Annotated in this window: 24 protein-coding genes and 1 pseudogene; 9 read left to right on the top strand and 16 right to left on the bottom strand. The window is 61.4% G+C overall.

From position 1 onward, the window contains the following. Positions 1-56 precede the first annotated feature (56 nt). The 12 genes from D3M70_RS06245 to nrdR form a co-directional block, all read right to left on the bottom strand. Positions 57-854, bottom strand: coding sequence for a cobalamin-binding protein (locus D3M70_RS06245; RefSeq protein WP_177418368.1), 798 nt, complete (start codon positions 852-854; stop codon positions 57-59). Further along, complete coding sequence (locus D3M70_RS06240; protein ID WP_120125051.1) at positions 854-1,276, bottom strand: MFS transporter; 423 nt, start codon at positions 1,274-1,276, stop codon at positions 854-856. Before D3M70_RS06240 ends, D3M70_RS06245 begins: the two co-directional genes overlap by 1 nt. Further along, positions 1,273-1,890 carry a GTP cyclohydrolase II gene (gene ribA, locus D3M70_RS06235; protein ID WP_120124996.1) on the bottom strand — a complete coding sequence of 206 codons (618 nt, stop codon included), beginning with the start codon at positions 1,888-1,890 and terminating at the stop codon, positions 1,273-1,275. The genes D3M70_RS06240 and ribA overlap by 4 nt, the downstream gene beginning before the upstream one ends. Positions 1,891-2,001: 111 nt before the next feature. Continuing rightward, the gene (locus tag D3M70_RS06230; protein WP_120125050.1) at positions 2,002-2,733 is read right to left on the bottom strand and encodes an ABC transporter substrate-binding protein; all 732 of its coding nucleotides are present in this window, start codon (positions 2,731-2,733) and stop codon (positions 2,002-2,004) included. Between the two features lie 67 nt (positions 2,734-2,800). Beyond that, on the bottom strand, positions 2,801-3,310 hold the full coding sequence (locus D3M70_RS06225; RefSeq protein WP_120124995.1) for a phosphatidylglycerophosphatase A: 510 nt from the start codon (positions 3,308-3,310) through the stop codon (positions 2,801-2,803). Continuing rightward, complete coding sequence (gene thiL / locus D3M70_RS06220; RefSeq protein ID WP_120124994.1) at positions 3,307-4,272, bottom strand: thiamine-phosphate kinase; 966 nt, start codon at positions 4,270-4,272, stop codon at positions 3,307-3,309. The genes D3M70_RS06225 and thiL overlap by 4 nt, the downstream gene beginning before the upstream one ends. 58 nt (positions 4,273-4,330) lie before the next feature. Further along, on the bottom strand, positions 4,331-4,831 hold the full coding sequence (gene nusB / locus D3M70_RS06215) for a transcription antitermination factor NusB (RefSeq protein WP_120124993.1): 501 nt from the start codon (positions 4,829-4,831) through the stop codon (positions 4,331-4,333). Continuing rightward, entirely contained in the window at positions 4,828-5,304 is a 477-nt protein-coding gene (gene ribE / locus D3M70_RS06210; protein WP_074756916.1) for a 6,7-dimethyl-8-ribityllumazine synthase, read from the bottom strand. Before ribE ends, nusB begins: the two co-directional genes overlap by 4 nt. 143 nt (positions 5,305-5,447) lie before the next feature. Then, the gene (gene ribBA, locus D3M70_RS06205) at positions 5,448-6,539 is read right to left on the bottom strand and encodes a bifunctional 3,4-dihydroxy-2-butanone-4-phosphate synthase/GTP cyclohydrolase II (RefSeq protein WP_120124992.1); all 1,092 of its coding nucleotides are present in this window, start codon (positions 6,537-6,539) and stop codon (positions 5,448-5,450) included. Between the two features lie 17 nt (positions 6,540-6,556). After that, positions 6,557-7,228 (bottom strand): riboflavin synthase, encoded by a 672-nt coding sequence (locus D3M70_RS06200; RefSeq protein WP_062384719.1) that lies wholly within the window; start codon positions 7,226-7,228, stop codon positions 6,557-6,559. A 46-nt stretch (positions 7,229-7,274) separates the two neighbouring features. Next, positions 7,275-8,414: a bifunctional diaminohydroxyphosphoribosylaminopyrimidine deaminase/5-amino-6-(5-phosphoribosylamino)uracil reductase RibD gene (gene ribD / locus D3M70_RS06195; protein WP_165869748.1), complete on the bottom strand. Its 1,140-nt coding sequence runs from the start codon at positions 8,412-8,414 to the stop codon at positions 7,275-7,277. Between the two features lie 2 nt (positions 8,415-8,416). Next, complete coding sequence (nrdR, locus tag D3M70_RS06190; protein ID WP_165869747.1) at positions 8,417-8,881, bottom strand: transcriptional regulator NrdR; 465 nt, start codon at positions 8,879-8,881, stop codon at positions 8,417-8,419. Between the two features lie 173 nt (positions 8,882-9,054). Between nrdR and D3M70_RS06185 the strand changes: the two genes are divergently transcribed. The 3 genes from D3M70_RS06185 (at position 9,055) to trxA (ending at position 11,322) form a co-directional block, all read left to right on the top strand. Next, positions 9,055-9,507: a YbaY family lipoprotein gene (locus D3M70_RS06185; RefSeq protein WP_120124990.1), complete on the top strand. Its 453-nt coding sequence runs from the start codon at positions 9,055-9,057 to the stop codon at positions 9,505-9,507. Further along, complete coding sequence (locus tag D3M70_RS06180) at positions 9,504-10,157, top strand: methyltransferase (RefSeq protein WP_120124989.1); 654 nt, start codon at positions 9,504-9,506, stop codon at positions 10,155-10,157. The genes D3M70_RS06185 and D3M70_RS06180 overlap by 4 nt, the downstream gene beginning before the upstream one ends. Before the next feature lie 292 nt (positions 10,158-10,449). Continuing rightward, a complete protein-coding gene (trxA, locus tag D3M70_RS06175) occupies positions 10,450-11,322 on the top strand; it encodes a thioredoxin (RefSeq protein WP_120124988.1) in 873 nt (290 codons plus the stop codon). Here trxA and D3M70_RS06170 read toward each other — a convergent pair. Beyond that, positions 11,316-11,672, bottom strand: a complete 357-nt coding sequence (locus D3M70_RS06170) for a hypothetical protein (RefSeq protein ID WP_120124987.1) — start codon at positions 11,670-11,672, stop codon at positions 11,316-11,318. The genes trxA and D3M70_RS06170 overlap by 7 nt on opposite strands. A 163-nt stretch (positions 11,673-11,835) precedes the next feature. Here D3M70_RS06170 and D3M70_RS06165 point away from each other — a divergent pair, with 163 nt between their 5' ends. From D3M70_RS06165 to D3M70_RS06145, 5 genes are all read left to right on the top strand, one after another. Beyond that, positions 11,836-12,396 carry a DUF2796 domain-containing protein gene (locus D3M70_RS06165; protein WP_120124986.1) on the top strand — a complete coding sequence of 187 codons (561 nt, stop codon included), beginning with the start codon at positions 11,836-11,838 and terminating at the stop codon, positions 12,394-12,396. A 64-nt stretch (positions 12,397-12,460) separates the two neighbouring features. Further along, the gene (locus D3M70_RS06160) at positions 12,461-13,171 is read left to right on the top strand and encodes an ABC transporter ATP-binding protein (RefSeq protein ID WP_120124985.1); all 711 of its coding nucleotides are present in this window, start codon (positions 12,461-12,463) and stop codon (positions 13,169-13,171) included. 1 nt (position 13,172) lies between these two features. Continuing rightward, positions 13,173-14,438 carry an ABC transporter permease gene (locus D3M70_RS06155; protein ID WP_120124984.1) on the top strand — a complete coding sequence of 422 codons (1,266 nt, stop codon included), beginning with the start codon at positions 13,173-13,175 and terminating at the stop codon, positions 14,436-14,438. A gap of 10 nt (positions 14,439-14,448) precedes the next feature. Continuing rightward, positions 14,449-14,970, top strand: coding sequence for a DUF3299 domain-containing protein (locus D3M70_RS06150; RefSeq protein ID WP_165869746.1), 522 nt, complete (start codon positions 14,449-14,451; stop codon positions 14,968-14,970). Positions 14,971-15,160: 190 nt separating this feature from the next. Then, positions 15,161-15,847 (top strand): OmpW family protein, encoded by a 687-nt coding sequence (locus D3M70_RS06145; protein ID WP_120124983.1) that lies wholly within the window; start codon positions 15,161-15,163, stop codon positions 15,845-15,847. Between the two features lie 160 nt (positions 15,848-16,007). Here D3M70_RS06145 and D3M70_RS32745 read toward each other — a convergent pair. The 3 genes and pseudogenes from D3M70_RS32745 to D3M70_RS06135 all read right to left on the bottom strand — a co-directional run. Next, a pseudogene (locus D3M70_RS32745) lies at positions 16,008-16,275 on the bottom strand (NAD-dependent dehydratase); the annotation flags it as partial. A 1-nt stretch (position 16,276) separates the two neighbouring features. Further along, positions 16,277-16,892 (bottom strand): NAD-dependent epimerase/dehydratase family protein (locus tag D3M70_RS06140; protein ID WP_256659732.1); only part of this gene is annotated, 616 nt, incomplete at its 3' end. Further along, positions 16,885-17,769: a sugar nucleotide-binding protein gene (locus D3M70_RS06135; protein ID WP_120124981.1), complete on the bottom strand. Its 885-nt coding sequence runs from the start codon at positions 17,767-17,769 to the stop codon at positions 16,885-16,887. The genes D3M70_RS06135 and D3M70_RS06140, both read right to left, overlap by 8 nt. 148 nt (positions 17,770-17,917) lie before the next feature. Between D3M70_RS06135 and D3M70_RS06130 the strand changes: the two genes are divergently transcribed. Then, positions 17,918-22,231 carry a DEAD/DEAH box helicase gene (locus D3M70_RS06130; protein ID WP_120124980.1) on the top strand — a complete coding sequence of 1,438 codons (4,314 nt, stop codon included), beginning with the start codon at positions 17,918-17,920 and terminating at the stop codon, positions 22,229-22,231. Positions 22,232-22,299 lie beyond the last annotated feature (68 nt).

Here is a 22,299-nt window from a genome sequence, read left to right as displayed (position 1 = left end):
CGAATGCGCCAACGGGTGAACCGAAATCGCGGGCAAGCTCGCTCCTACAGTCGATATCAGCGGTTTGGCGAAAGGATTTCACACAACTTCGCCACCGCCTCCAGCATCTGCCCACTGGCCCGCTCCAGGCCTTTGTCTGGCACCGCCAACAGATGCTGCGTTTTGACGGCCTTTAGCTGCCGCCAGTTGTTCCAGGCCTTCAACAACCGGGCATCGCTCGCCAGGATCAACTCAGGATCGCGCTGTAAAACCGCTTCCAGACTCACCTGCGGCGCTGGCTGACTGAGATCGGCAAACACATTACGTGCGCCACAAACGCTCAACGCGTCACTGATGATCTGTCCGCCACCCACCGTATATAGCGGCTGGTCCCACACCTGATAGAACACGCTCATCGGCACGTCGCGGTGATAGCGCTGGCGCAACTCGGTCAAGCGCTGACGAAAATCTCCCGCGACCTGGCGCCCGCGCTCGCCACGCCCCAGACGTTCACCAATCTGCTCGATCTGATCTGCCAGTTGGTACAGCGAATGCGGCTCGGCCGTGAACGTCGGGATGTTCATGCGGCGCAACTGATCGCGCTGGGCAACGCTGACACTGCCCGGCCAGAGCAACAAAAGATCGGGCTGCAAACTCAGCAACCGCTCCATTTCCAGCTGCCCGTAATGCCCAACCGTCGGCACTGCCGCGACCTGAGCCGGACGCTGTCCACCATCGAGCACGCCGACCAGCAGGTCCGCGGCATCGAGCTCAACGACGATTTCAGTCAGCGAAGGCGCAAGGCTGATCACGCGCTCGGCACCAAGACTCTGCCCGGCCATCAGCAACAGCACAGAGGCGATGAGCAGACGCATCAGGCTAACTGGCGTGGAATGCGATAGAGGTAAAGGAGAACGACGCTGGACAGCGCCAGCAAAGCCAGTGCAACGGCTTCCAGATCGGCGAACACGGCCAGCGCAGCGATCCATGCAGGGAGACCGGCATACAGGAATGCCATGCGTCGATCAGCTGCAAGGCGTAGCCAGGCAGTGGGCTCTTCAGGGCTATCGAGCGCTTTCTGGGTAGTGATCAAAGATCGCATGTAGACGCCGAATGGCTTGAGGCTGAGGAACATTGAGGCGATGCCTGCGATGAACAGTGGCATGGCGAACACTGACGGAGTGCTCGCCGTGTCGCCGCCGAAAAACACGCAGACCACCACCAGCGGCCCCAGCGTCAATGCCAGTTGCCGCCACCACGCCAGCGCCAGACGACGGCGCACGTTGCCGCGTGTCACGCCGGATCGACCTCGCTCTGATGCTCGTTGCCCATCATGTGGCCGAGTTTGCCCGCTTTGGTCGCCAGGTACAGCTTGTTGTGCGGGTTGTGGCCGGTGTGCAGCGGCACGCGCTCGGCAACGGTGATACCCATGTCGGTCAAGGCTTTGACCTTGCGCGGGTTGTTGGTCATAAGACGCAGCGACTTGATGCCCAGATGCTCGAGCATCGGCGAGCAAATGGCGTAATCGCGCTGGTCAGCGGCGAACCCCAGACGTTCGTTCGCTTCGACGGTATCAGCACCGCCATCCTGCAATTCATAGGCACGGATCTTGTTCATCAAACCGATGCCGCGTCCTTCCTGACGCAAGTACAACAGAACACCCCGGCCTTCGGCAGCAATGGCACGCAACGCAGCTTCGAGCTGAGAGCCGCAATCGCAACGCTGGCTGAACAAGGCATCGCCAGTCAGACACTCGGAATGCACACGACCGAGAACAGGGGCGCCATCCGATACATCGCCAAGGGTAAGGACTACGTGCTCGCGACCAGTTTCCTGCTCGAGAAAGCCGTTCATTTTGAAGGTGGCAAAAGGGGTAGGCAGCTTGGAAGCCGCGACAAATACGACGGGCACCGTGTGCTCCTGATCAGTATGAGGGCTGGAGATTAGCAAGGCAGCATTGTAACAGCAGGTTCCCGCAGGCGCTTAGGCTGAATTGTCGGCCATTCAGATCAGGAAGCTTGATCATTGAATGGCCCCGGTCTTGCCCGTACTTTCATCTGCATTGAACGGATAAGGTTGTTTCCAGCGAGCGAAAATCGGCCGCAGCTTGCCGGAGCGCACCAGTTGAGCCATGCGCTGATCGAACAGATCACGCAGGAAATGTCCTCGGGCATTGTCGGCAAAGCTCAGAAACAGCGGGATCGCGGTCAGATACGTCATACGAAAACGTTGCGGTTCCTTGGTCTGCCCAAGGATGAAGTCCACTTCGGGCCTGGCATCGATGTACAGATCAGCGCGGGCGTGATCGAGCATCGACAGAATGTGATCGCGTCTGGCGACTTCATTGAAATGCAGCACGTTGGGAAGGTAGTGCTGATACTCGTAACCGCGTACCCAGGCCAGACGGTAATTGCCCAGGGTCTTCAACGTCGGAGCCGGCTTGGAGGCCAGGCCCAGCGCATAGATCTCGTCGGTGTCGTAGTGCCATTTGGGATAGAGCGTGCCCTCGACCTCATCCTGGTAAGCGCCCACCCAGGCATCGGCCTCGCCACGTTGCACCAGACCGACAGCCCGCGTGTAAGGTTCGGTTCGCAAGGCAACCTTGATACCGGCGGGCTCGAACACCTCGCGCATCAAGTCCCAACCCAGGCCGGTGCCGTTCGCTTTGGTGTAGGCGATCCACTGCTCGCTCACCAGCACGATGTCGTCGGGCTTGTCTGCGGGCACGTCGGCGGCGACTGCGACGCTCGCCATCCAGCACCCCAACAAGATCACCACGCCAGGGAGACATTTCATCCCAATGCGGCCCATGAGAGGTTTCCTATATCACTCCCCACACCCAGACTAGCCCCTGCATCGCCACCCACGCAAAAACCCCCGCCAGAACATCGTCCAGCATGATGCCGACGCCGCCGTGAACGTGCTTGTCGATCCAGTGAATGGGCCACGGTTTGAGAATGTCGAAGAAGCGAAACACCAGGAACCCCACCAGCAGCCAGACCCAGCCTTCGGGAACCAGCCACAAAGTGATCCACATGCCGACCATTTCGTCCCAGACAATGCCTTCATGGTCGTGCACGCGCAGATCGTCCGCCACCTTGCCGCACAGCCAGAAGCCGAACAGCATGGTCAGCCCCAGCATCAGCCAGTAGCCCCAATCCGGCAGCATTTGCCACAGTGGAATGAACGGCACGGGGACCATGGAACCCCACGTGCCGGGCGCCTTGGGCAAGGTGCCGGAACCGAAGCCGAAGGCCAGGAAATGCCAGGGGTTGGTCCATACCGACGGCGGAACGTTTTCCGCCGGGACCTGATTAGGATGGTCTGTCACCGTGTCTCCCGAAAATGTTGATAACCCCGAGTCAACGGAGTGACGTCCTGTCCATATTCATCGATAAGCGCTACGCCCTGCCCCTCGACCACCTGACCGATCACGAAGACCGGCCAGCCAGCGCAGACCAGATCGGCCAGCAATGATGCCGGCAGTGTGAACGCCAGTCTGTAGTCGTCTCCACCACTGAGCGCGGCATTCAGCGCCGCTTCAGGATCGAAGAACGCCCGCAGCGCGTCAGACATCGGCACTTTGTCACGCTCGACCAGCAACCGTACACCTGATGCCACCGCGATATGTCCACAGTCGGCAAGCAGCCCGTCAGAGATATCCAGCGCCGCCGTAGCCTTGCCGCGCAACGCCATGCCCAGCTCGAGCTGCGGTTGCGGCGACCAGTAGCGCGCCAGCAGAGCCTGTGTGGTAGACGCCTCGGTGCTGCGCTGGTTCAACACCAGCGGTAGGGCGCCCGCGCCGTCACCGAGTGGACCGCCTACGCACAGCAAATCACCCGGGCGTGCGCCGCTGCGCTTCAGTGCCTGCCCCGCCGGCACCGAACCGAACACCGTGACGGTGAGGCTCAGCGGTCCGCGAGTGGTATCGCCGCCGATCAGGCGCATCGAGCAGCCTTGGGCCATTGCGTTCAAACCACGGGCGAACGCCTGCAGCCAGTCGGCGGACACGTCCGGCAAGGTCAGGGCAAGGGTGAGTGCAAGGGGTTTGGCGCCCATCGCCGCCAGATCGCTGGCAGAGACGCCCAGGGCTCGCTGGCCCAACAGAAAAGGATCGCAGCCGTCGGGAAAATGCACCCCGGCGACCAGCGTGTCGGTAGAAATCGCCAATTGCTCGCCGGCGTCTACCGACAACAGGGCGCAGTCGTCGCCGATCCCCAACGCGACACCTTCGCCAGGCTGCGCACATGGCGCAGCGGCGAAGTAGTTGCGGATCAGCTCGAACTCGCCCATGGCGTCGCACGTTTCCAATGTTCTGGACAGCTCAAGGTTCTGGAGAAATCCAGACGCCTCAGCGCTTGTGGGCCTTGACTTCGACTTCGCGCAGACGCGGAGCCAGCTTGTCGAGAACACCGTTGACGAACTTGTGGCCGTCGGTCGAACCGTAGACTTTAGCCAGCTCGATGCCTTCGTTGATTACCACGCGATACGGCACATCGATGCGCTCCAGAAACTCCCAGGTGGACAGGCGCAATACGGCCAGTTCAACCGGGTCCAGCTCGTCGATGGTGATGTCCAGGCATGGCGTCAGCGCGACATCGATCTCAGCCTTCTTCGCAGGAACCCCATGCAGGATTTCACGGAAGTAGGCGGCGTCGACATCGCTGAAGTCGTTGTCGACACGGAACTGGGCTTCGATCTCGTTCAGCGACTGCTTGGCCATGTGCCATTGGTAGAGCGCCTGCATCGCAAGCTTGCGCGCAGCACGGCGCTTTTCACTCTTCGATGGTTTGCCAGCGTCGGCCGGGCGAGGTTCGCGCGGATTGAACTGATCGCTTTCGTCGTTAATCACTTGGCCTCCAACTGCGCCAACAGGCTGACCATCTCGATAGCGGACAGGGCAGCTTCGGCACCTTTGTTACCGGCTTTGGTGCCGGAACGTTCGATGGCTTGCTCGATGGAATCGACCGTCAGCACGCCGAAGGCGACCGGAACGCCGAACTCCATGGAAACCTGAGCCAGGCCCTTGGTGCATTCGCCCGCCACGTATTCGAAGTGCGGAGTGCCACCACGGATCACGGCGCCCAGGGCGATGATCGCGGAGAATTCGCTGCGCTGAGCGACTTTCTGCACAACCAGCGGGATTTCGAAAGCACCCGGCGCGCGGATGATGGTGATGTCGCTTTCGCTCACGCCATGGCGAACCAGGGCATCAACGGCACCGCTCACCAGGCTTTCCACGACGAAGCTGTTGAAGCGGCCAACCACCAGGGCATAGCGACCTTGGGGGGCGATGAAGGTACCTTCGATGGTCTTCAGGGTCATTCGGCTGAGTCTCGTGTTTCGTATTAAAGAGCAAGCAAGCGCGCATCAGGCGCGCTTGCAGGGATTTTAGGCCACGAATCGGCGACCGCAGGGACAAAAACCGTGAAAACCCGAGGTTTGCACGGTACATGACCTGCCGGTCTTTATTCGGAGGGCACGTATTCTACAACTTCCAGATCGAAACCGGATATCGCGTTGAACTTCATTGGCGAACTCAACAGACGCATTTTGCGCACACCCAGGTCGCGAAGGATCTGCGAACCGGCGCCGACCGTGCTGTAAGTGGTCGGTGTCTTGACCGGTGCCGCGCCTGCGGTTTCACGCACATGGGCCAGTACCGCGTCGCCATCGAGCGGGTGACCGAGCAGCAGAACCACACCGCTGCCCGCCTCTGCAACCGCACTCATGGCGGCGCGCAAGCTCCAGCGACCGGGCTGTTTGACCATCAGCAGGTCGCGCAGCGGGTCCATGTTGTGGACGCGAACCAGGGTCGGCTCTTCAGCGCAGATCTTGCCCAGGGTCAGCGCCAGGTGAACGTCACCTTCGACCGAATCACGATAGGTGACCAGATTGAAGTGGCCCAACTCGCTATCCAGCGGCTGCTCGGCTATCCGCTGAACGGTACGTTCGTGGATCATCCGGTAATGGATCAGGTCGGCGATGGTGCCGATCTTGATGTTGTGCTCGGCAGCGAAGGCTTCCAGTTCTGTACGACGGGACATGGTGCCGTCATCATTCATCACTTCGCAGATCACACCCGTTGGCTCGAAACCGGCCATTCGCGCCAGATCGCACGCCGCTTCAGTGTGGCCAGCGCGAGACAGGGTGCCGCCGGCCTGGGCCATCAACGGGAAGATGTGGCCAGGGCTGACGATGTCTTCGGCCTTGGCGTCCTTGGCGGCGGCAGCCTGGACGGTGCGCGCACGGTCAGCGGCGGAAATGCCGGTGGTCACGCCTTCTGCAGCTTCGATGGAAACGGTGAACTTGGTGCCAAACCCCGAACCGTTGCGCGGTGCCATCAGCGGCAGCTTCAGGGCTTCGCAGCGCTCGCGGGTCATCGGCATGCAGATCAGGCCACGGGCATAACGCGCCATGAAGTTGATGTGCTCGGCCTTGACGCACTCGGAGGCCATGATCAGATCGCCTTCGTTCTCGCGATCTTCGTCATCCATGAGGATGACCATCTTGCCTTGGCGAATGTCTTCAACCAGTTCTTCGATGCTATTGAGCGCCACGCGGCACCCCCTTCGATTCAGGATTTGAGGTAGCCGTTGGCGGCCAGAAAGCTTTCGGTGATGGTGCCGCCCTGGGCAGGCGTCGGGTCGGCAGCCTTGTCACCGAGCAGCAAGCGCTCCAGGTAACGCGCCAGCAGATCGACTTCCAGGTTGATCTTACGACCCGGGCGGTAGTCGCCCATGATGGTCTCGGCCAGGGTGTGCGGCACGATGGTCAGCTCGAACTCGGCGCCGTTGACGGCGTTCACGGTCAGGCTTGTGCCATCGACAGTGATCGAGCCCTTGTGGGAAATGTACTTGGCCAGCTCACGGGGGGCGCGCATGCGGAACTGAATCGCACGGGCGTTTTCTTCGCGGGAGAGAACCTCGCCGACGCCATCGACGTGGCCGCTGACCAGATGACCGCCCAGGCGAGTGGTCGGCGTCAGGGCTTTTTCCAGATTGACGCGGCTGCCGGTTTTCAGATCGACGAAGGCCGTGACGTCCAGGGTTTCGCGGCTGACATCAGCCCAGAAACCGTCACCGGGCAGTTCGACTGCAGTCAGGCAGACGCCGTTGACGGCGATGCTGTCGCCCAGCTTGACGTCGGAAAGGTCGAGTTTGCCGGTCTCTACATAAACGCGGACATCGCCGCCTTTGGGAGTAATGGCGCGGATGCTGCCGATGGATTCGATAATGCCGGTAAACATGGGTCCTCCGGGAGAACAGGGCCAGCGTAGATACGATGGCCGAAAATTATACGCTCGCGCTCGCCGCAGGTATTGCGATGACTCGCCAGTCATTTCCGATTGCGCGCATTTCGACGATCTTCAGTTCGAGCGCCTCGTTCATTTGCGCCAGTGGCAGGTCCAGCAATGGCCGGGCTGACGAGCCCATGAACTTGCCCGCAATGAAAATCTGGAACTCATCGACCAGACCCAGACGAGTGAACGCGCCTGCGAGTTTGGGACCGGCTTCGACCAGCACGTCGTTGACGCCACGAGCGGCCAGTTCGACCAGCAACTTGCGCAGATCGACATGCCCACCGCTGCTCGCCAGCGCCAGCATTTCATGGCCCTCGTCGTGATATCGCTCGCGGGCTGAGGCTGCCGCGCAGGTCGCGACCAACGCACTGCCCGCCTTGAAAAACGGCGAGTCCAGTGGCACCCGCAGGCGCCCGTCGATCAGCACGCGCAACGGCGGACGGGTCATGGCCAGCGCCGTCAGTTCGGCATTCAGGCCCAGCTCATCGGGGCGAACAGTGAGACGCGCGTTGTCGGCGAGTACCGTGTCGGCTCCGGTCAGCACCACGCTGGATTGGGCACGCAGACGCTGCACCGCCGAGCGCGCTTCGGGGCCGGTGATCCACTGACTTTCTCCACTGGCCATGGCCGTGCGGCCATCGAGACTCATCGCCAGCTTGACCCGCACATACGGCAGGCCGTGCTCCATGCGTTTGAGAAACCCCTTGTTGATGGCCCGAGCCTCGGTCTCCAGCACGCCGCTCTGCACCGCGATACCGGCGCTCATCAAACGCAGCAGGCCGCGTCCGGCGACATCGGGGTTGGGGTCCTGCATCGCGGCGACCACTCGATCAACACCGGCATTGACCAGCGCTTCGGCGCAGGGCGGTGTGCGTCCATGGTGGCTGCAAGGTTCGAGGGTGACGTAGGCGGTCGCGCCACGGGCCTTGTCACCCGCCTGACGCAAAGCGTGGACTTCGGCGTGGGGCTCGCCGGCACGGACATGCCAGCCCTCGCCAACCACCTCGCCATCGCGCACGATCACGCAACCGACCCGAGGATTGGGGTGCGTCGAGTAGACGCCCTTGCGCGCCAGTTCCAGCGCTCGCGCCATGTAGAAGGCGTCGAGCACGCTTTGCTCTGTGGAGGACATGCTCACTCTTTAACCGGCTCGCGGGCCAGTCGATCGATTTCTTCGCGGAACTCGTTGAGATCCTGGAACCGCCGATACACCGAAGCAAAGCGGATATAGGCCACTTCGTCGAGTTTTTGCAGCTCGCCCATCACCAGCTCACCGACGATCAAGGATTTGACCTCACGCTCGCCGGTTGCGCGCAGTTTGCTTTTGATATGGGCCAGGGCCGCCTCGAGACGCTCGACGCTGACGGGGCGCTTTTCCAGCGCTCGCTGCATGCCGGCCCGCAGCTTCTCTTCATCGAAGGGCTGTCGGCTGCCGTCCTGCTTGATCAGCCGGGGCAGAACCAGTTCAGCGGTTTCGAAAGTGGTGAAACGCTCGCCGCAGGCAACGCATTCACGACGGCGGCGAACCTGATCGCCTTCGGCAACGAGGCGCGAGTCAATGACTTTGGTGTCGTTGGCACCGCAAAAGGGACAGTGCATGGTGGCAGGCAACAAAAAAAGGGAGGGCCATGGTAGCGCATCCCGCCGGCAAGACAAGTCTTGGGGTTTGAGGTATATAGACGCGCATCCGGTGCAGCGAAAGCTGTCACCCTCGGCGATACTGCGTCATATCTCGCATATCCCAATCGATTCTGTTTCTGCCGGAGCCGTTCATGACGCTACGTTCGCTCGCTGTAATCAGCCTGGTCGGCCTGCTCGCCGCCTGTAGCACCGCTGAGCCGCCCAAGCCCGCCACCCCCGCCAAACCTGCGCCCAATGCGATCAAACTGCCGGAAGGTCCGGGCCCGCTGCTGCCTTATCAGCGCGAATTGAGCGGCCAACTGCTCGGCGTGCCAGCAGGCGCGGAGGTGGAACTGGCCTTGCTGGTCATCGACGACCGCAATCGCCCGCAAAAACTGCTGAGCAGCACCAAGCTGACGGGGAACAACCAGTCGCTGCCGTTCCAGTTGCGCTTCAACCCGGAAGCCTTTCCGCAAGGCGCGCGCGTTGAACTGCGTGGCCGCGCCAGCCAGTCGGGGCAGTTGATCCTCCATTTGCCGTCGGTGTTGATCGCCAAGCCTGACACCCAATCGCTGGGCCAGCTGCAATTCGTCACCGCACCATGACACCCCCGCCCCATCTGCAGGCGGCACTGAGCGATTTGTTGGGCGACGCCAGACTGGTTGCAGAGCCGCTACCGGGGACCAATCTCAAATTATGGCTGATCGACGCGGACAATATGGACCGTGCCTTCAGCCCGGAAGAGACACGGCGCATCCTCGAGGAACCACCCTACTGGAGTTTCTGCTGGGCCAGTGGCCTGGCAATGGCACGTTTTCTGGCCGCGCATCGGCATTGGGTCGAGGGCAAGCGCGTGCTGGATTTTGGCGCGGGCTCGGGTGTTGCGGGAATCGCCGCGATGAAGGCGGGCGCGCTGGAAGTGGTGGCATGCGATCTTGATCCCGTTGCCATCGCATCGTGCAAGGCCAACGCTGAACTCAACGGCGTCACGCTCAATTACTCGGCGGACTTCTTCGCCGAAGACGACCGTTTCGATCTGATTCTGGTGGCCGACGTGCTGTACGACCGCGCTAACCTGCCGTTGCTGGACCAGTTTCTGAGTCGCGGCAAACAGGCGCTGGTGGCGGATTCACGGGTGCGGGATTTTCAGCATGCGGCTTATGAGCGACTGGGGATTCTTGAAGCGCTGACCTTGCCGGATCTGGCGGAGCCCTGGGAGTTTCGCAACGTGAGCCTGTATCACGCGGTGCGTTGACCTGATTGCGCCGGTTTTGACTCTGGCCAGAGGCCGTGGGAGTCCGGCTTGCCGACGATCTGCCGGGAACCGGCAGCAATCCCGGCAGATGCGGTATGCCTGAGCCGCCAGATTGTCCGGTTTTACTGCCGGTTCTCGGCAGATCGCGAGCAAGCTTGCTCCTACGGCCTTCGGCCAGAATCAAAAGCCACTGCGCAGGACACGTATTACGCGCAGATACCCCCACCCCGCTTCCGACAATCCCGCCAGCCCTTTATAGTTGGCGCCATTGAGCCTTTTTTCGAGAGTTACGATGAGCCAGGACACGCCGTACATCTTCGATGCGACCACTGCCACTTTCGATCAGTTGGTCATCGAGAACTCCTTTCACAAACCAGTGCTGGTGGATTTCTGGGCCGAGTGGTGCGCGCCGTGCAAAGTGCTGATGCCGCTGCTGCAGCAAATCGCCGAGAGCTATCAGGGCGAGTTGCTGCTGGCCAAGGTCGACTGCGACGCCGAGCAGGACATCGTTGCCCGCTTCGGCATTCGCAGCCTGCCGACCGTGGTGCTGTTCAAGGATGGTCAGCCGGTGGACGGCTTTGCCGGCGCGCAGCCTGAATCGCAAATTCGCGCGCTGCTCGAACCTCATGTGCAGATGCCGCCACCCGCTGCGGCCGATCCGCTGCAAACCGCTCAGGAGATGTTCGCCGCCAGCCATTTCGCTGAAGCCGAAGCGGTGCTGCAGACCATTCTGGCCGAGGACAACACCAACGCCGCCGCGTTGATTCTATACGCACGCTGCCTGGCTGAGCGCGGCGAGCTGAACGAAGCGCGTACCGTGCTGGATGCGGTCAAGAGCGACGATCACAAGGCCGCGCTGGCCGGTGCGAAAGCTCAACTGACCTTCCTCGGCGAAGCCAGATCCTTGCCTGATGTGGCCGACCTGAAGACCCGCCTGGCGCAGAACCCGCAGGACGACGAAGCCGCGCATCAACTGGCGATTCATCAATTGTCCCGTCAGCAATACGACGCTGCGCTGGAAGGTCTGCTCAAGCTGTTCATCCGCAATCGCAGCTACAACGAAGGTCAGCCACACAAGACCTTGCTGCAGGTATTCGACCTGCTGGGCAACGATCACCCGCTGGTCACGACCTACCGCCGCAAGTTGTTTGCCGCGCTTTACTGATCGACCCAGTAATACTCCGGCGCATCGCCATGGCTCTCAACCTTCACGTTGGCGCTATGGCGCATGCGCACCATCAGGCGCTTGCCCGCCGCCGTACTTCCCGCCAGCCCTTCCAGTTGCCCGAGCAGGTCCGGCCCGCTCATGTGCCCAGCCTTGCGCAGCAGGTCCTGAGCAATATCCCAGACCGCGTCGTTGCGACTCGCAACCGGCTTGGTCGCTGACTCGCTTGCGGGTTTGCTTTCCTGCAATTGCACGGCCAGTTGCGTGCCCAGCCGAGCCCAATCGCTTTCGTCCATTTCCACGGTCAGATCCACGGCCAGATCGCCGACGGTTCCACGGATTCGCAGCATGATGTGTGTCCTCTGGTTGACTGAGCGGCATGGTCCCACAGGACTCCCCACGCTGCACGTAATCACCTGATGCTGCGCCATGGCAAAAAAGTTAATAAACGGCGTGACTGCTTGTTATAAGATCACATAACAACTTTTCCATTCTTCTTCGGAGCCCTCCCCTATGCGTCGTCTGTTTCTCGCCCTGCCCTTCGCGCTACTGCCCCTTGCTCTCGCTCACGCTGCCGATGAACATGACCACGATCATGAGCACGGCAGCCTCGGCGCGCATGTGCACGGCGTCGCGCGACTGGACATGGCGCTTGACGGCCGTACGCTGGAGCTGGAATTGGACACTCCGGCGATGAACATCGTCGGCTTCGAACATGCCGCCACTTCCGATGCAGACAAGGCGACCCTGGCGCAGGCACGCGAAACGTTGCTCAAGCCCCACGGTCTGTTCAGCATTCCCGAAGCGGCAGGTTGCACGGTGACCAAACAGAAGCTGGAAAGCCCGCTGTTTGGCGACAAGGACGACGACGGCGATGCTGACGAACACGAGCACAGCGAAATCCACGGTCACTACCAGTTCACCTGCAACGTCCCGGCAGTGCTGAACAAACTGGACCTGACCCAACTGTTCAAAAGCTTCCCGGCCACTCAGACCATTCAGGTACAACTGGTGACACCGAAACGCCAGATGGGCGCGGAAGTTCGCCCGAGCAACCCAGTGGTCAAGTTTTAACCAACATGGCTTCACATGCGACCGGGACTTCCCGGTCGTTCACTATTGAGAAGCGACTGAGGCCATGACTCAAGCACTTATCGAACTGTCCAATCTCGGCTTTGCCTGGCCGGGCCATCCAGAGTTGCTGGATGTACCGGCATTTCGTCTGGAAGCTGGCGAAACGCTTTTTCTCAAAGGCCCAAGCGGCAGCGGCAAAACAACGTTGCTGGGATTGCTGGGCGGCGTACAGACACCCAACCGTGGGAGCATTCGTCTGCTTGGCCAGGAACTGACGCAACTGTCGGCGGGCGCCCGCGATCGCTTCCGGGTCGATCACACCGGTTATATCTTCCAGCAGTTCAACCTGCTGCCGTTTCTGTCGGTGCGCGAGAACGTCGAGTTGCCCTGCCACTTTTCTAAACTGCGTGCGCAAAGGGCGACGCAACGCCATGGCAGCGTCGATGTGGCCGCCGCGACGTTGCTCGCGCATCTGGGCCTGAAAGATCCGCAATTGCTCGGCCGTCGCGCCGACTCGCTGTCCATCGGCCAACAACAGCGGGTCGCCGCCGCGCGCGCACTGATCGGTCAGCCTGAACTGGTCATCGCTGACGAACCCACGTCGGCCCTCGACGCCGACGCCCGCGAAGCGTTCCTCCAGTTGTTGTTCGCCGAATGCCGCGAGGCGGGCGCCAGCCTGTTGTTCGTCAGCCATGATCAGAGCCTGGCACCGCTGTTCGACCGTCATCTGTCGCTGGCCGAACTCAATCGCGCCGCCGTCGTCACCGAGGTTTGAGATGTATCTTCTTCGCCTGGCGCTGGCCAGTCTCGCCAACCGCCGCTTTACCGCTTTTCTCACGGCCTTCGCCATCGCTTTGTCGGTCTGCCTGTTATTGGCGGTGGAGCGCGTGCGCACCGAAGCCCGCGCCAGCTTCGCCAGCACCATCAGCGGCACCGACCTTATCGTGGGTGCGCGTTCGGGATCGGTGAATCTGTTGCTGTACTCGGTGTTTCGCATCGGCAACGCCACCAACAACATTCGCTGGCACAGCTTCGAGCATTTTGCCAACAGCAGACAGGTGAAATGGGCGATCCCGATTTCCCTGGGCGACAGCCATCGCGGCTATCGGGTGATGGGCACCAACGAATCGTATTTCGAGCATTACCAGTACGGCCGCCAGCAGCATCTGGAAATGGCCGATGGCCGCCCCTTTGCCACCGACCCTTTCGAGGTGGTACTGGGCGCAGAAGTGGCCGATGCACTGCATTACAAACTCGGCGACAAACTGGTGCTGGCCCATGGTGTGGCGGTGGTGAGCCTGGTCAAACATGACGATAAGCCATTTACCGTCGTCGGCATTCTCAAGCGCACCGGCACGCCGGTGGACCGCACGTTGCACATCAGTCTCGGCGGCATGGAAGCGATTCACATCGACTGGCATAACGGCGTTCCCGCTCAAGGCGCTGGAAGGATCACGGCCGATCAGGCGCGCAACATGGACCTCACACCTACCGCGATCACTGCGTTCATGCTTGGGCTGAACAACAAGATCTCAACCTTCGCCCTGCAGCGGGAGATCAACGAATTCCGCGGCGAACCGATGCTCGCGATTCTCCCCGGCGTGGCGTTGCAGGAACTGTGGAGCCTGATGGGCACTGCCGAGAAAGCCCTGTTCGTGATCTCTCTGTTCGTGGTGCTGACGGGCCTGATCGGGATGCTGACGGCGATTCTCACCAGCCTGAACGAGCGTCGTAGGGAAATGGCCATTCTGCGTTCTGTCGGCGCTCGGCCTTGGCATATCGCCAGTCTGTTGATTCTGGAAGCCTTCGCCCTGGCACTGGCTGGCGCGGTCAGCGGTCTGGCGTTGCTGTACGTCGGCATCGCCGCCGCTCAAGGTTACGTGCAGGCCAACTACGGTTTGTACTTGCCGCTGTCCCTGCCCAGCGCTTATGAATGGACGCTGCTGGGTGGCATTCTAGGCGCAGCACTGCTGATGGGCGTGGTGCCAGCCTGGCGCGCGTATCGCCAGTCGTTGGCCGATGGCCTGTCGATTCGTTTGTGAGGATGTTCTGATGCGAGCGTTGTGGGTGCTGTTGTCATTGTTGATCGTGACCCCGATATGGGCGCAGGACCTGCGCGTGTTGACCTGGCAGGAGATGATCCCGCCCGATGCGCCGCCGGTGAAGCTGATCACGGCGCCCATTCACGACCTGTCGAAAATGGCCGACGCGCTTTCAGTGGAATCAGCCCCTGCGGCACATCAACTGGCACCCCATGCACCGGTGGTCAAATCGCTGGATGGCCAGATGGTGCGGCTGCCGGGCTATATCGTGCCGCTGGAGGTCAGCGAAGAAGGCCGGGTAACGGAGTTTCTGCTGGTGCCTTACTTCGGCGCCTGCATCCACGTCCCACCGCCGCCGCCGAACCAGATCGTCCACGTCACCAGCGAGCTGGGCGTGAAGGTCGACGAACTGTACCAACCCTACTGGATCGAGGGGCCAATGCAGGTCAAATCATCGACCAGCGAGCTGGCCGATGCCGGGTATCAAATGGAGGCCGACAAGATTCTGGTGTATGAGCTGCCGGACCAGTGAGCGACTACTCACCGAACAATTCTTGTAGCAGCACGGCTTGCCGACGGTGGTGATTTCAAGGCCCCCTCCGCCCGCAAGCCGTGCCGCTACGTGCGTTCTGATCAACGTTTCATTGAGCCAGGTCAAAACCCGCGCTTCATGGACTCCGTAACATCAAGGCATCCCTTTCCAATGCCTTTACGGAGCCCCCATGAACAAGTCCCTGCTCGGCGCATCGCTCGTTGCGCTCGCACTCGGCGTCCCTCTCATTGCCCACGCTCACCAGGCCGGTGACATCATTGTTCGCGCGGGGGCGGCCACTACCGCGCCCAACGAAGACAGCGGCAATCTGAAGTTCGACGGTGTAAAGGCCCCGGGCACCAAAGCGACGCTGGACAGCGATACCCAACTGGGCCTGACCTTCGCCTATATGCTGACGGATCACGTTGGGGTGGAACTGCTGGCTTCCACGCCGTTCCAACACACCGTCGCCCTCAAGGGCCTGGGCGCCGGCCTTGATGGCAAATTGGCGGACGTCAAACAGTTGCCTCCAACGCTGTCTCTGCAGTACTACCCGATGGAAGCGAACTCGAAGTTCCAGCCCTACGCCGGTCTGGGTGTGAACTACACCTGGTTCTACGATGAAAACCTGAGCACTGACCGCAAAGGTCAGGGCATGAACAACCTGCACATCAAGAATTCATGGGGTTGGGCGGGGCAAGTCGGGATGGACTACATGCTGACCGACAAAGTCATGGTCAACGCTGCAGTGTGGTACGTCGACATCGACACTCAAGCGTCGCTGGATGGCCCATCGGCGCTGGGTGTGGGACGCACCAAGGTCAACGTGGATGTCGATCCATGGGTTTACATGGTGGGGTTTGGTTACAAGTTCTGAGGCACGTCACCACCCCGGGTTGATGGCTCTCTGTAGCAATCTGGCTCCCGGGCGTTCGCGATTTCGAAAACCCCACCGCCGGCAAGCCGGACTGCTGCTGGAATTCAGTTGTCCGCAAACGTGAAAGGCACCTTGAGGGTGCCTTTTTGCGTTGCGGGATTCAGCGCCCCAACAACCGCGCCAGCCCGACTTTCAGCGGTGTCGGCTCTGACACGTTGAAGCGCTCCAGCAGCCGTTGATTGTTGGCTCGGGAATGCTTGATATCCCCTGATCGCGCAGGCAGATAGGTGACCGGGGGCAGACTGCCGACCACCTGCTCGAACGCCGCCAGCAGTTCATTGAGCGAAGTGGTCGCGTTCAACCCGACGTTCACCGCACCCGCCTCCACCACTGGCAGTTCGAAACCCTGCACAACAAGATCGACCAGGNCCGAGATCGGCAGGCCTTTCTCGGCGCGCTCGGCAAAAATGCTGATCACACCGGAATACGGCGATGACGGATCCTGGCGCGGCCCGAAGATGTTGAAAAAACGAAATACCAGCGGTTCCAGACCATGCTGGCGACGGTAGAAATCGAAATAGTACTCGCCGGCCAGCTTGTCCGACGCATAAGGCGTCAGGGGCGCTTTCGGTGTGTCTTCGGTGATTGCTTCGCCTTCGCCATTGTTGCCGTAGACCGCAGCGCTCGACGCAAACACCACACGCTTGATGCCCGCCTGGCGCATGGCTTCGCAGACATTCAGTGTGCCGATGAAATTGCTCTGATGCGTCTTTACCGGATCGTCGACCGACGCCTGTACCGAAGCCACAGCCGCCAGATGCGCAACCGCCTGACATCCAATTGCAGCGCGCGCCACCAGGGCAGCATCGGCAACATCGCCTTCGATCAGTTCGACCCTGGGATTGTCCAGCGGCAGGTTGCTGCGTTTGCCGGTGGACAGGTCATCGAGGATGCGCACCGAGTAACCCTTGGCGAGCAGGGCGTCGACCAGGTGGGAACCAATGAAACCGGCACCGCCGGTGATCAGGACAGGAGCATCAGACATGGCGGTAATAGCGGTCCAGTAGGCTGGGCAAACCGGCACGCCATGCGCGAGGCTTGATACCAAAGGTGTGAAGGATTTTCTTGCAGGCGAGCACGGCGTTCTGCGGCTCTTCGGCAACGTCGGGACTCGCCGCATGAGCCTGAGCCGTCGGGGCTTCGACCGCCAACGGACGCATCAGACGAGCCTCCGTCAGGATAGCCTGCCCCAACGCCAGCGGCGTGGTCGCCTCGTGACCGGCATAGTGATAGGTGCCCCACAGCGGCGCGGCGCAATCCAGTTGTTTGAGCACGGAGATGATGACGCGTGCGGCATCGTCGACCGGTGTCGGATTGCCGCGGCGGTCATCGGCCATCAGCAGTTCGTCAGGGGATTCGGCGCGAGTCAGAAAGCGCCCGAGTACGCCGTCGGCGCTGTCGTCGAGCAGCCAGCCAAAACGCAGCAGCACATGTTGCGGACAGGTGGCACGCACACTTTGTTCGATGCGCCACAGTGCCTGACCACGGTAGCCCAGCGGAACAGGTTCGTCCTTTTCGCTGTAGGCAGTGGCCCGCGAGCCATCGAACACGCGATAGCTGGAAGGCTGGACCAGAACGATGTTGTGGTGCTGGCACAGTTCAGCGAGGCGCTCGACCGAGCGTTCCTGAGTGTTCAGCCGCTCTGCGCTCACGCTCTCCGCCTGAAACCAGTCGAAGTAGTAAGCGAGATTGATCAAGGCATCCGGGCGGGTGTCATCGAGCAGTTGCGTCAGGCTTGCCGCATCCCAACCGTCTTGCGGTGGACGCGGTGCGAGGAATCCAATGTCCTCCTCGGCACCCAGACGAATCAACGCCTGCCCAAGGGCATTCCCGCCGCCCAACAGCATAAGGCGCATTCGCATAGAGTCAGCAGGCTCAGTCTTTAGAAAAAATAGGTGAAAAACGCTCGCAAACATAACACGTCAGTGGATAAGTCCCAACAGGTCTACCGGCAAAGCCCCCGATCACCGGCCCTTGCATCCTTAGCCTTGCGCCCGCATAAATTTACCCATGAATGTTTCCCAGACGCTTGACCCAGTCCTCGACGGCTTTCACCCGGCCGTGAGCGCCTGGTTTCGCAACACGTTCCCGGCGGTTACTGCTGCTCAGGCTCAGGCGTGGCCGCTGATCAAGCAACGCCAGTCCACGCTGATCGCAGCGCCCACCGGCTCCGGGAAAACCCTTACGGCTTTCCTGGCAGTGATCGACGATCTGGTTCATCAGGGGCTGAAGACGGGCGGCGAATTGCCGGACCAGACCTTCGTGGTGTACATCTCGCCCCTCAAGGCCTTGTCCAACGATATTCAGATCAACTTGCAAAATCCATTGACCGGCATCACCGAGCAGTTGGTACAACAGGGTCTGCCTGAACTTCGGATCAGTACGGCCGTGCGTACCGGCGACACCCCGCAAAAAGACCGCACGTCGATGCGCAAAACGGCACCGCATATTCTGGTGACCACCCCGGAATCGCTGTATGTGCTGCTGGGTTCGGATTCGGGTCGTCGCATGCTGTCGAGCACGCAAACGGTGATCGTCGACGAGATCCACGCCATTGCTGCCGGCAAGCGCGGCAGTCACCTGGCGTTGAGCCTCGAACGCCTGCAGGGGCTGTGTGAAAAGCCTTTGTTGCGAATCGGGCTCTCGGCGACGCAAAAACCCATCGAGCGGGTGTCACGCTTTCTGGTGGGCAGCGACCCGGTCAGCCGCCCTTGCGCCATTGTCGACATCGGCCATGCCCGGCCTCGGGATCTGGCCATCGAAGTTCCGCCCGTGCCGCTGACCGCCGTTATGGCCAACGATGTCTGGCAGTTGGTCTATGACCGCCTGGCCGAGCTAGCGCGGGAACATCGCACCACACTGATTTTCGTTAATACTCGGCGGCTGGCCGAGCGCATGGCTCGGCATCTGAGCGAGCGTCTTGGCAAAGAGGCCGTGGCGGCGCACCACGGCAGCCTCGCCAAGGAGCAGCGTCTGGACGCGGAGCAGCGCCTCAAGCGCGGCGACTTGCAGGTCCTGATCGCCACGGCGTCGCTGGAGCTGGGTATCGATATCGGCGATGTCGATCTGGTCTGTCAGATCAGTTCACCACGTTCTATCGCCGCATTCCTGCAACGGGTCGGGCGCTCTGGCCACCAGGTCGGTGGAACGCCCAAGGGTCGGCTGTTTGCAGTGTCCCGTGACGACTTGATCGAATGCGCAGCGCTGCTGGACTGCGTGCGACGGGGCGAACTCGACACCTTGGTCATCCCCAAGGCGCCGCTGGATGTGTTGGCCCAGCAGATCATTGCCGAGGTGAGTTGTCAGGAATGGCAGGAGCAGGCCTTGCTGGATCTGTTTCGCAAGGCCTGGCCCTATGCCGAACTCGATGAAGGCCATTATCAGGCGCTGCTGAGCATGCTCGCCGAAGGTTACAGCGGGCGTCAGGGCGTGCGCGCCGCCTACCTCCATCGCGATGCCGTGACCCGCACATTGCGCGGACGACGCGGCAGCAAGCTGACGGCTGTCACCAGCGGCGGGACGATCCCGGACAACGCCGACTACAGCGTGATCCTCGAACCCCAGGCATTGAACATCGGCACGGTCAACGAAGATTTCGCTGTGGAAAGCATCGCCGGAGACATCTTTCAGCTCGGTAATACCTCGTACCGGATCCTGCGTATCGAGGCCGGTCGCGTACGCGTCGAAGACGCCCAAGGCGTACCTCCGAACATTCCGTTCTGGCTGGGCGAAGCGCCGGGGCGCAGCGACGAACTCTCCTTTGCCGTCGCTCGCTTGCAATCGGACATCGATCAGCAGTTCAGCGCTCATCCGGGCAATCTGCGGCCATGCATCGATTGGCTGATCAGCACCTTGGGGCTGGACTGCGCCAGTGCCGAGCAGATCGTCGACTATCTGGCCCGTGCCCACTCGGCCCTGGGTGCCTTGCCATCGCAGGACACGCTGGTGATGGAGCGTTTCTTCGACGAATCCGGCGGCACGCAACTGGTGATTCATACCCCGTTCGGCAGCCGCGTTAATCGGGCCTGGGGCCTGGCACTGCGCAAGCGTTTTTGCCGTACCTTCAATTTTGAATTGCAGGCCGCTGCCAGCGAGGATGCCATCGTCCTGTCACTGTCCACCAGCCACAGCTTTGCGCTGGAGGAAGTCTGGCGCTACCTCAATTCCAACACCGCCGAGCATCTGCTGATTCAAGCCGTGCTCGACGCGCCGTTATTCGGCGTCCGCTGGCGCTGGAACGCGGGCGTTGCGCTGGCCTTGCCACGCTACACGGGCGGTCGCAAGGTCGCACCACAACTGCAGCGCATGAAAAGTGAGGACTTGATAGCGACAGTCTTCCCCGATCAAATTGCCTGCCTTGAAAATCTGGTCGGCGAACGGGAAGTCCCGGCGCATCCGCTGGTCGAACAAACCCTGGACGACTGCCTGCACGAAGCCATGGACGCCGACGGTTGGCTGGCATTGCTGCGACGCATGGAAAAAGGCGAAGTGCGCCTGATCAGCCGTGACCTGCCTGCGCCCTCCCCTTTGGCCGCCGAGATCCTGAACGCCAAGCCTTACAGCTTCCTCGACGACGCGCCGCTGGAGGAACGCCGGACCCAGGCCGTACTCAACCGGCGCTGGAGCGACCCCGAGTCCGCCGATGACCTGGGTGCTCTCGACGCCGACGCCATCGTGGCTGTCAGCGACGAGGCGTGGCCGCGACCGCAGAACATCGACGAGATGCATGAGGCCTTGATGAGTCTGGGGTGCGTCAGCGGTGCGGAAGCGCGGGATCAACGAGAGTGGATGAACTGGCTGGAAAGTCTCGCTCGCTCGGGCCGCGCCACTCGCCTTCAGGTGTCGCCCGAACAGGCCCTGTGGATTCCACTGGAACGCCTCACCTGTCTGCACGCTATCTACCCTGCTGCTGAAATGCACCCTCCGCTGGCTGCCATGGAGGGTTTCGATGAGACCTGGAACGAGGATGACGCAAGGGTCGAGATCGTCCGGGCGCGTTTGAGTGGTTTCGGGCCGTTGACATTGCCAGATATCTCCGAGCCACTGGCATTGCCGCCCGGCGAGGTCACTCAGGCATTGTCTCAGCTGGAAAATGAAGGCTATGTCCTGCGAGGTCGCTTCAGTCCCGGCGCCCATGAGGAACAATGGTGCGAGCGGCATCTGCTTTCACGCATTCATCGCTACACGGTCAAGCGGCTGCGTCGAGAGATCGAACCGGTGTCGCTGCAAGACTTCACGCGTTTTCTTTTCGACTGGCAGCACCTTTCCTCCGCCACACAGAGCCGGGGCAAGGCTGCGTTGCCAGAGGTGGTCGATCAGCTCGAGGGATTCTCCGCAGCCGCAGGCGCATGGGACAGCGATATTCTTCCCGCGCGCCTGATGGACTATTCCCAAAGCTGGCTGGATGACCTGTGCCGGTCCGGCAAAGTGGTATGGATGCGTCTGACCAGCCGCAACAAAGTGGGCAGCGCCGCTTTGCGCAGTACGCCGATTGTGCTGCTGCCGCGCCCTCAGGTGCGTCTGTGGAGCGGCCTGACCGAACAACCTGCGCCCACCGAATTGTCATTGCGCGCGCAGAAGGTGCATGAAGTCCTTTGCACCCATGGCGCTATGTTTTTCGACGAGTTGACCAGCGAAGCCCACCTGCTGCGCACAGAACTGGAAAACGCCTTGCAGGAACTGGTCGGCGCCGGGCTGGTGAACGCCGACAGCTTCGCCGGACTCCGCGCCTTGGTTACCCCCGCCAGCAAACGCGCGGCGCACACCAGCCGACGCAATCGCGGGGCCTTCATCGGCGGGATGGATGATGCCGGGCGATGGGCCTTGTTGCGACGAGCGCCCGCCAACGCTGCATCGCCCTCCCCGCGTCTCGACAGCGACACTCTGGAACACATCGCCATGACCCTGTTGCGTCGCTACGGCGTGGTGTTCTGGCGTTTGCTGGAGCGCGAGGCAGACTGGCTCCCGAGCTGGCGCGAATTGCTGAGGACGTTCCATCGCCTCGAAGCACGAGGTGACATCCGTGGCGGTCGTTTCGTCGCGGGGTTGGCAGGCGAGCAGTTCGCTCTGCCCGAGGCGATTCCTCTGCTGCGGGAGGTGCGCAAGCGCACGCTGGATGGGAGTTTGATCGGGGTGAGCGGCGTCGACCCGCTGAATCTGGCCGGTACGTTGTTACCGGGCGCGAAAGTGCCCGCGGTGGTCGGCAATCGTTTGGTCTATCGCGATGGCGTACCCATCGCCGCAGTGGTCGCAGGCAAACCGCAGTACTGGGGAGAACTGGATGCACCGGTGATGCTGCAAGTGCGGGATCGGTTGTTCAGGTGAATGCAAGACCGCAGCATGAACTGATTCGTGAGAGCCGGCTTGCCGGCTCTCACCGTCGAAGGTTTACT

Origin of the sequence: Pseudomonas sp. LS-2 (assembly GCF_003605735.1) — a bacterium.
Taxonomy (GTDB): Bacteria; Pseudomonadota; Gammaproteobacteria; order Pseudomonadales; family Pseudomonadaceae; genus Aquipseudomonas.
This window is presented reverse-complemented; position numbering and strand designations above follow the sequence as displayed.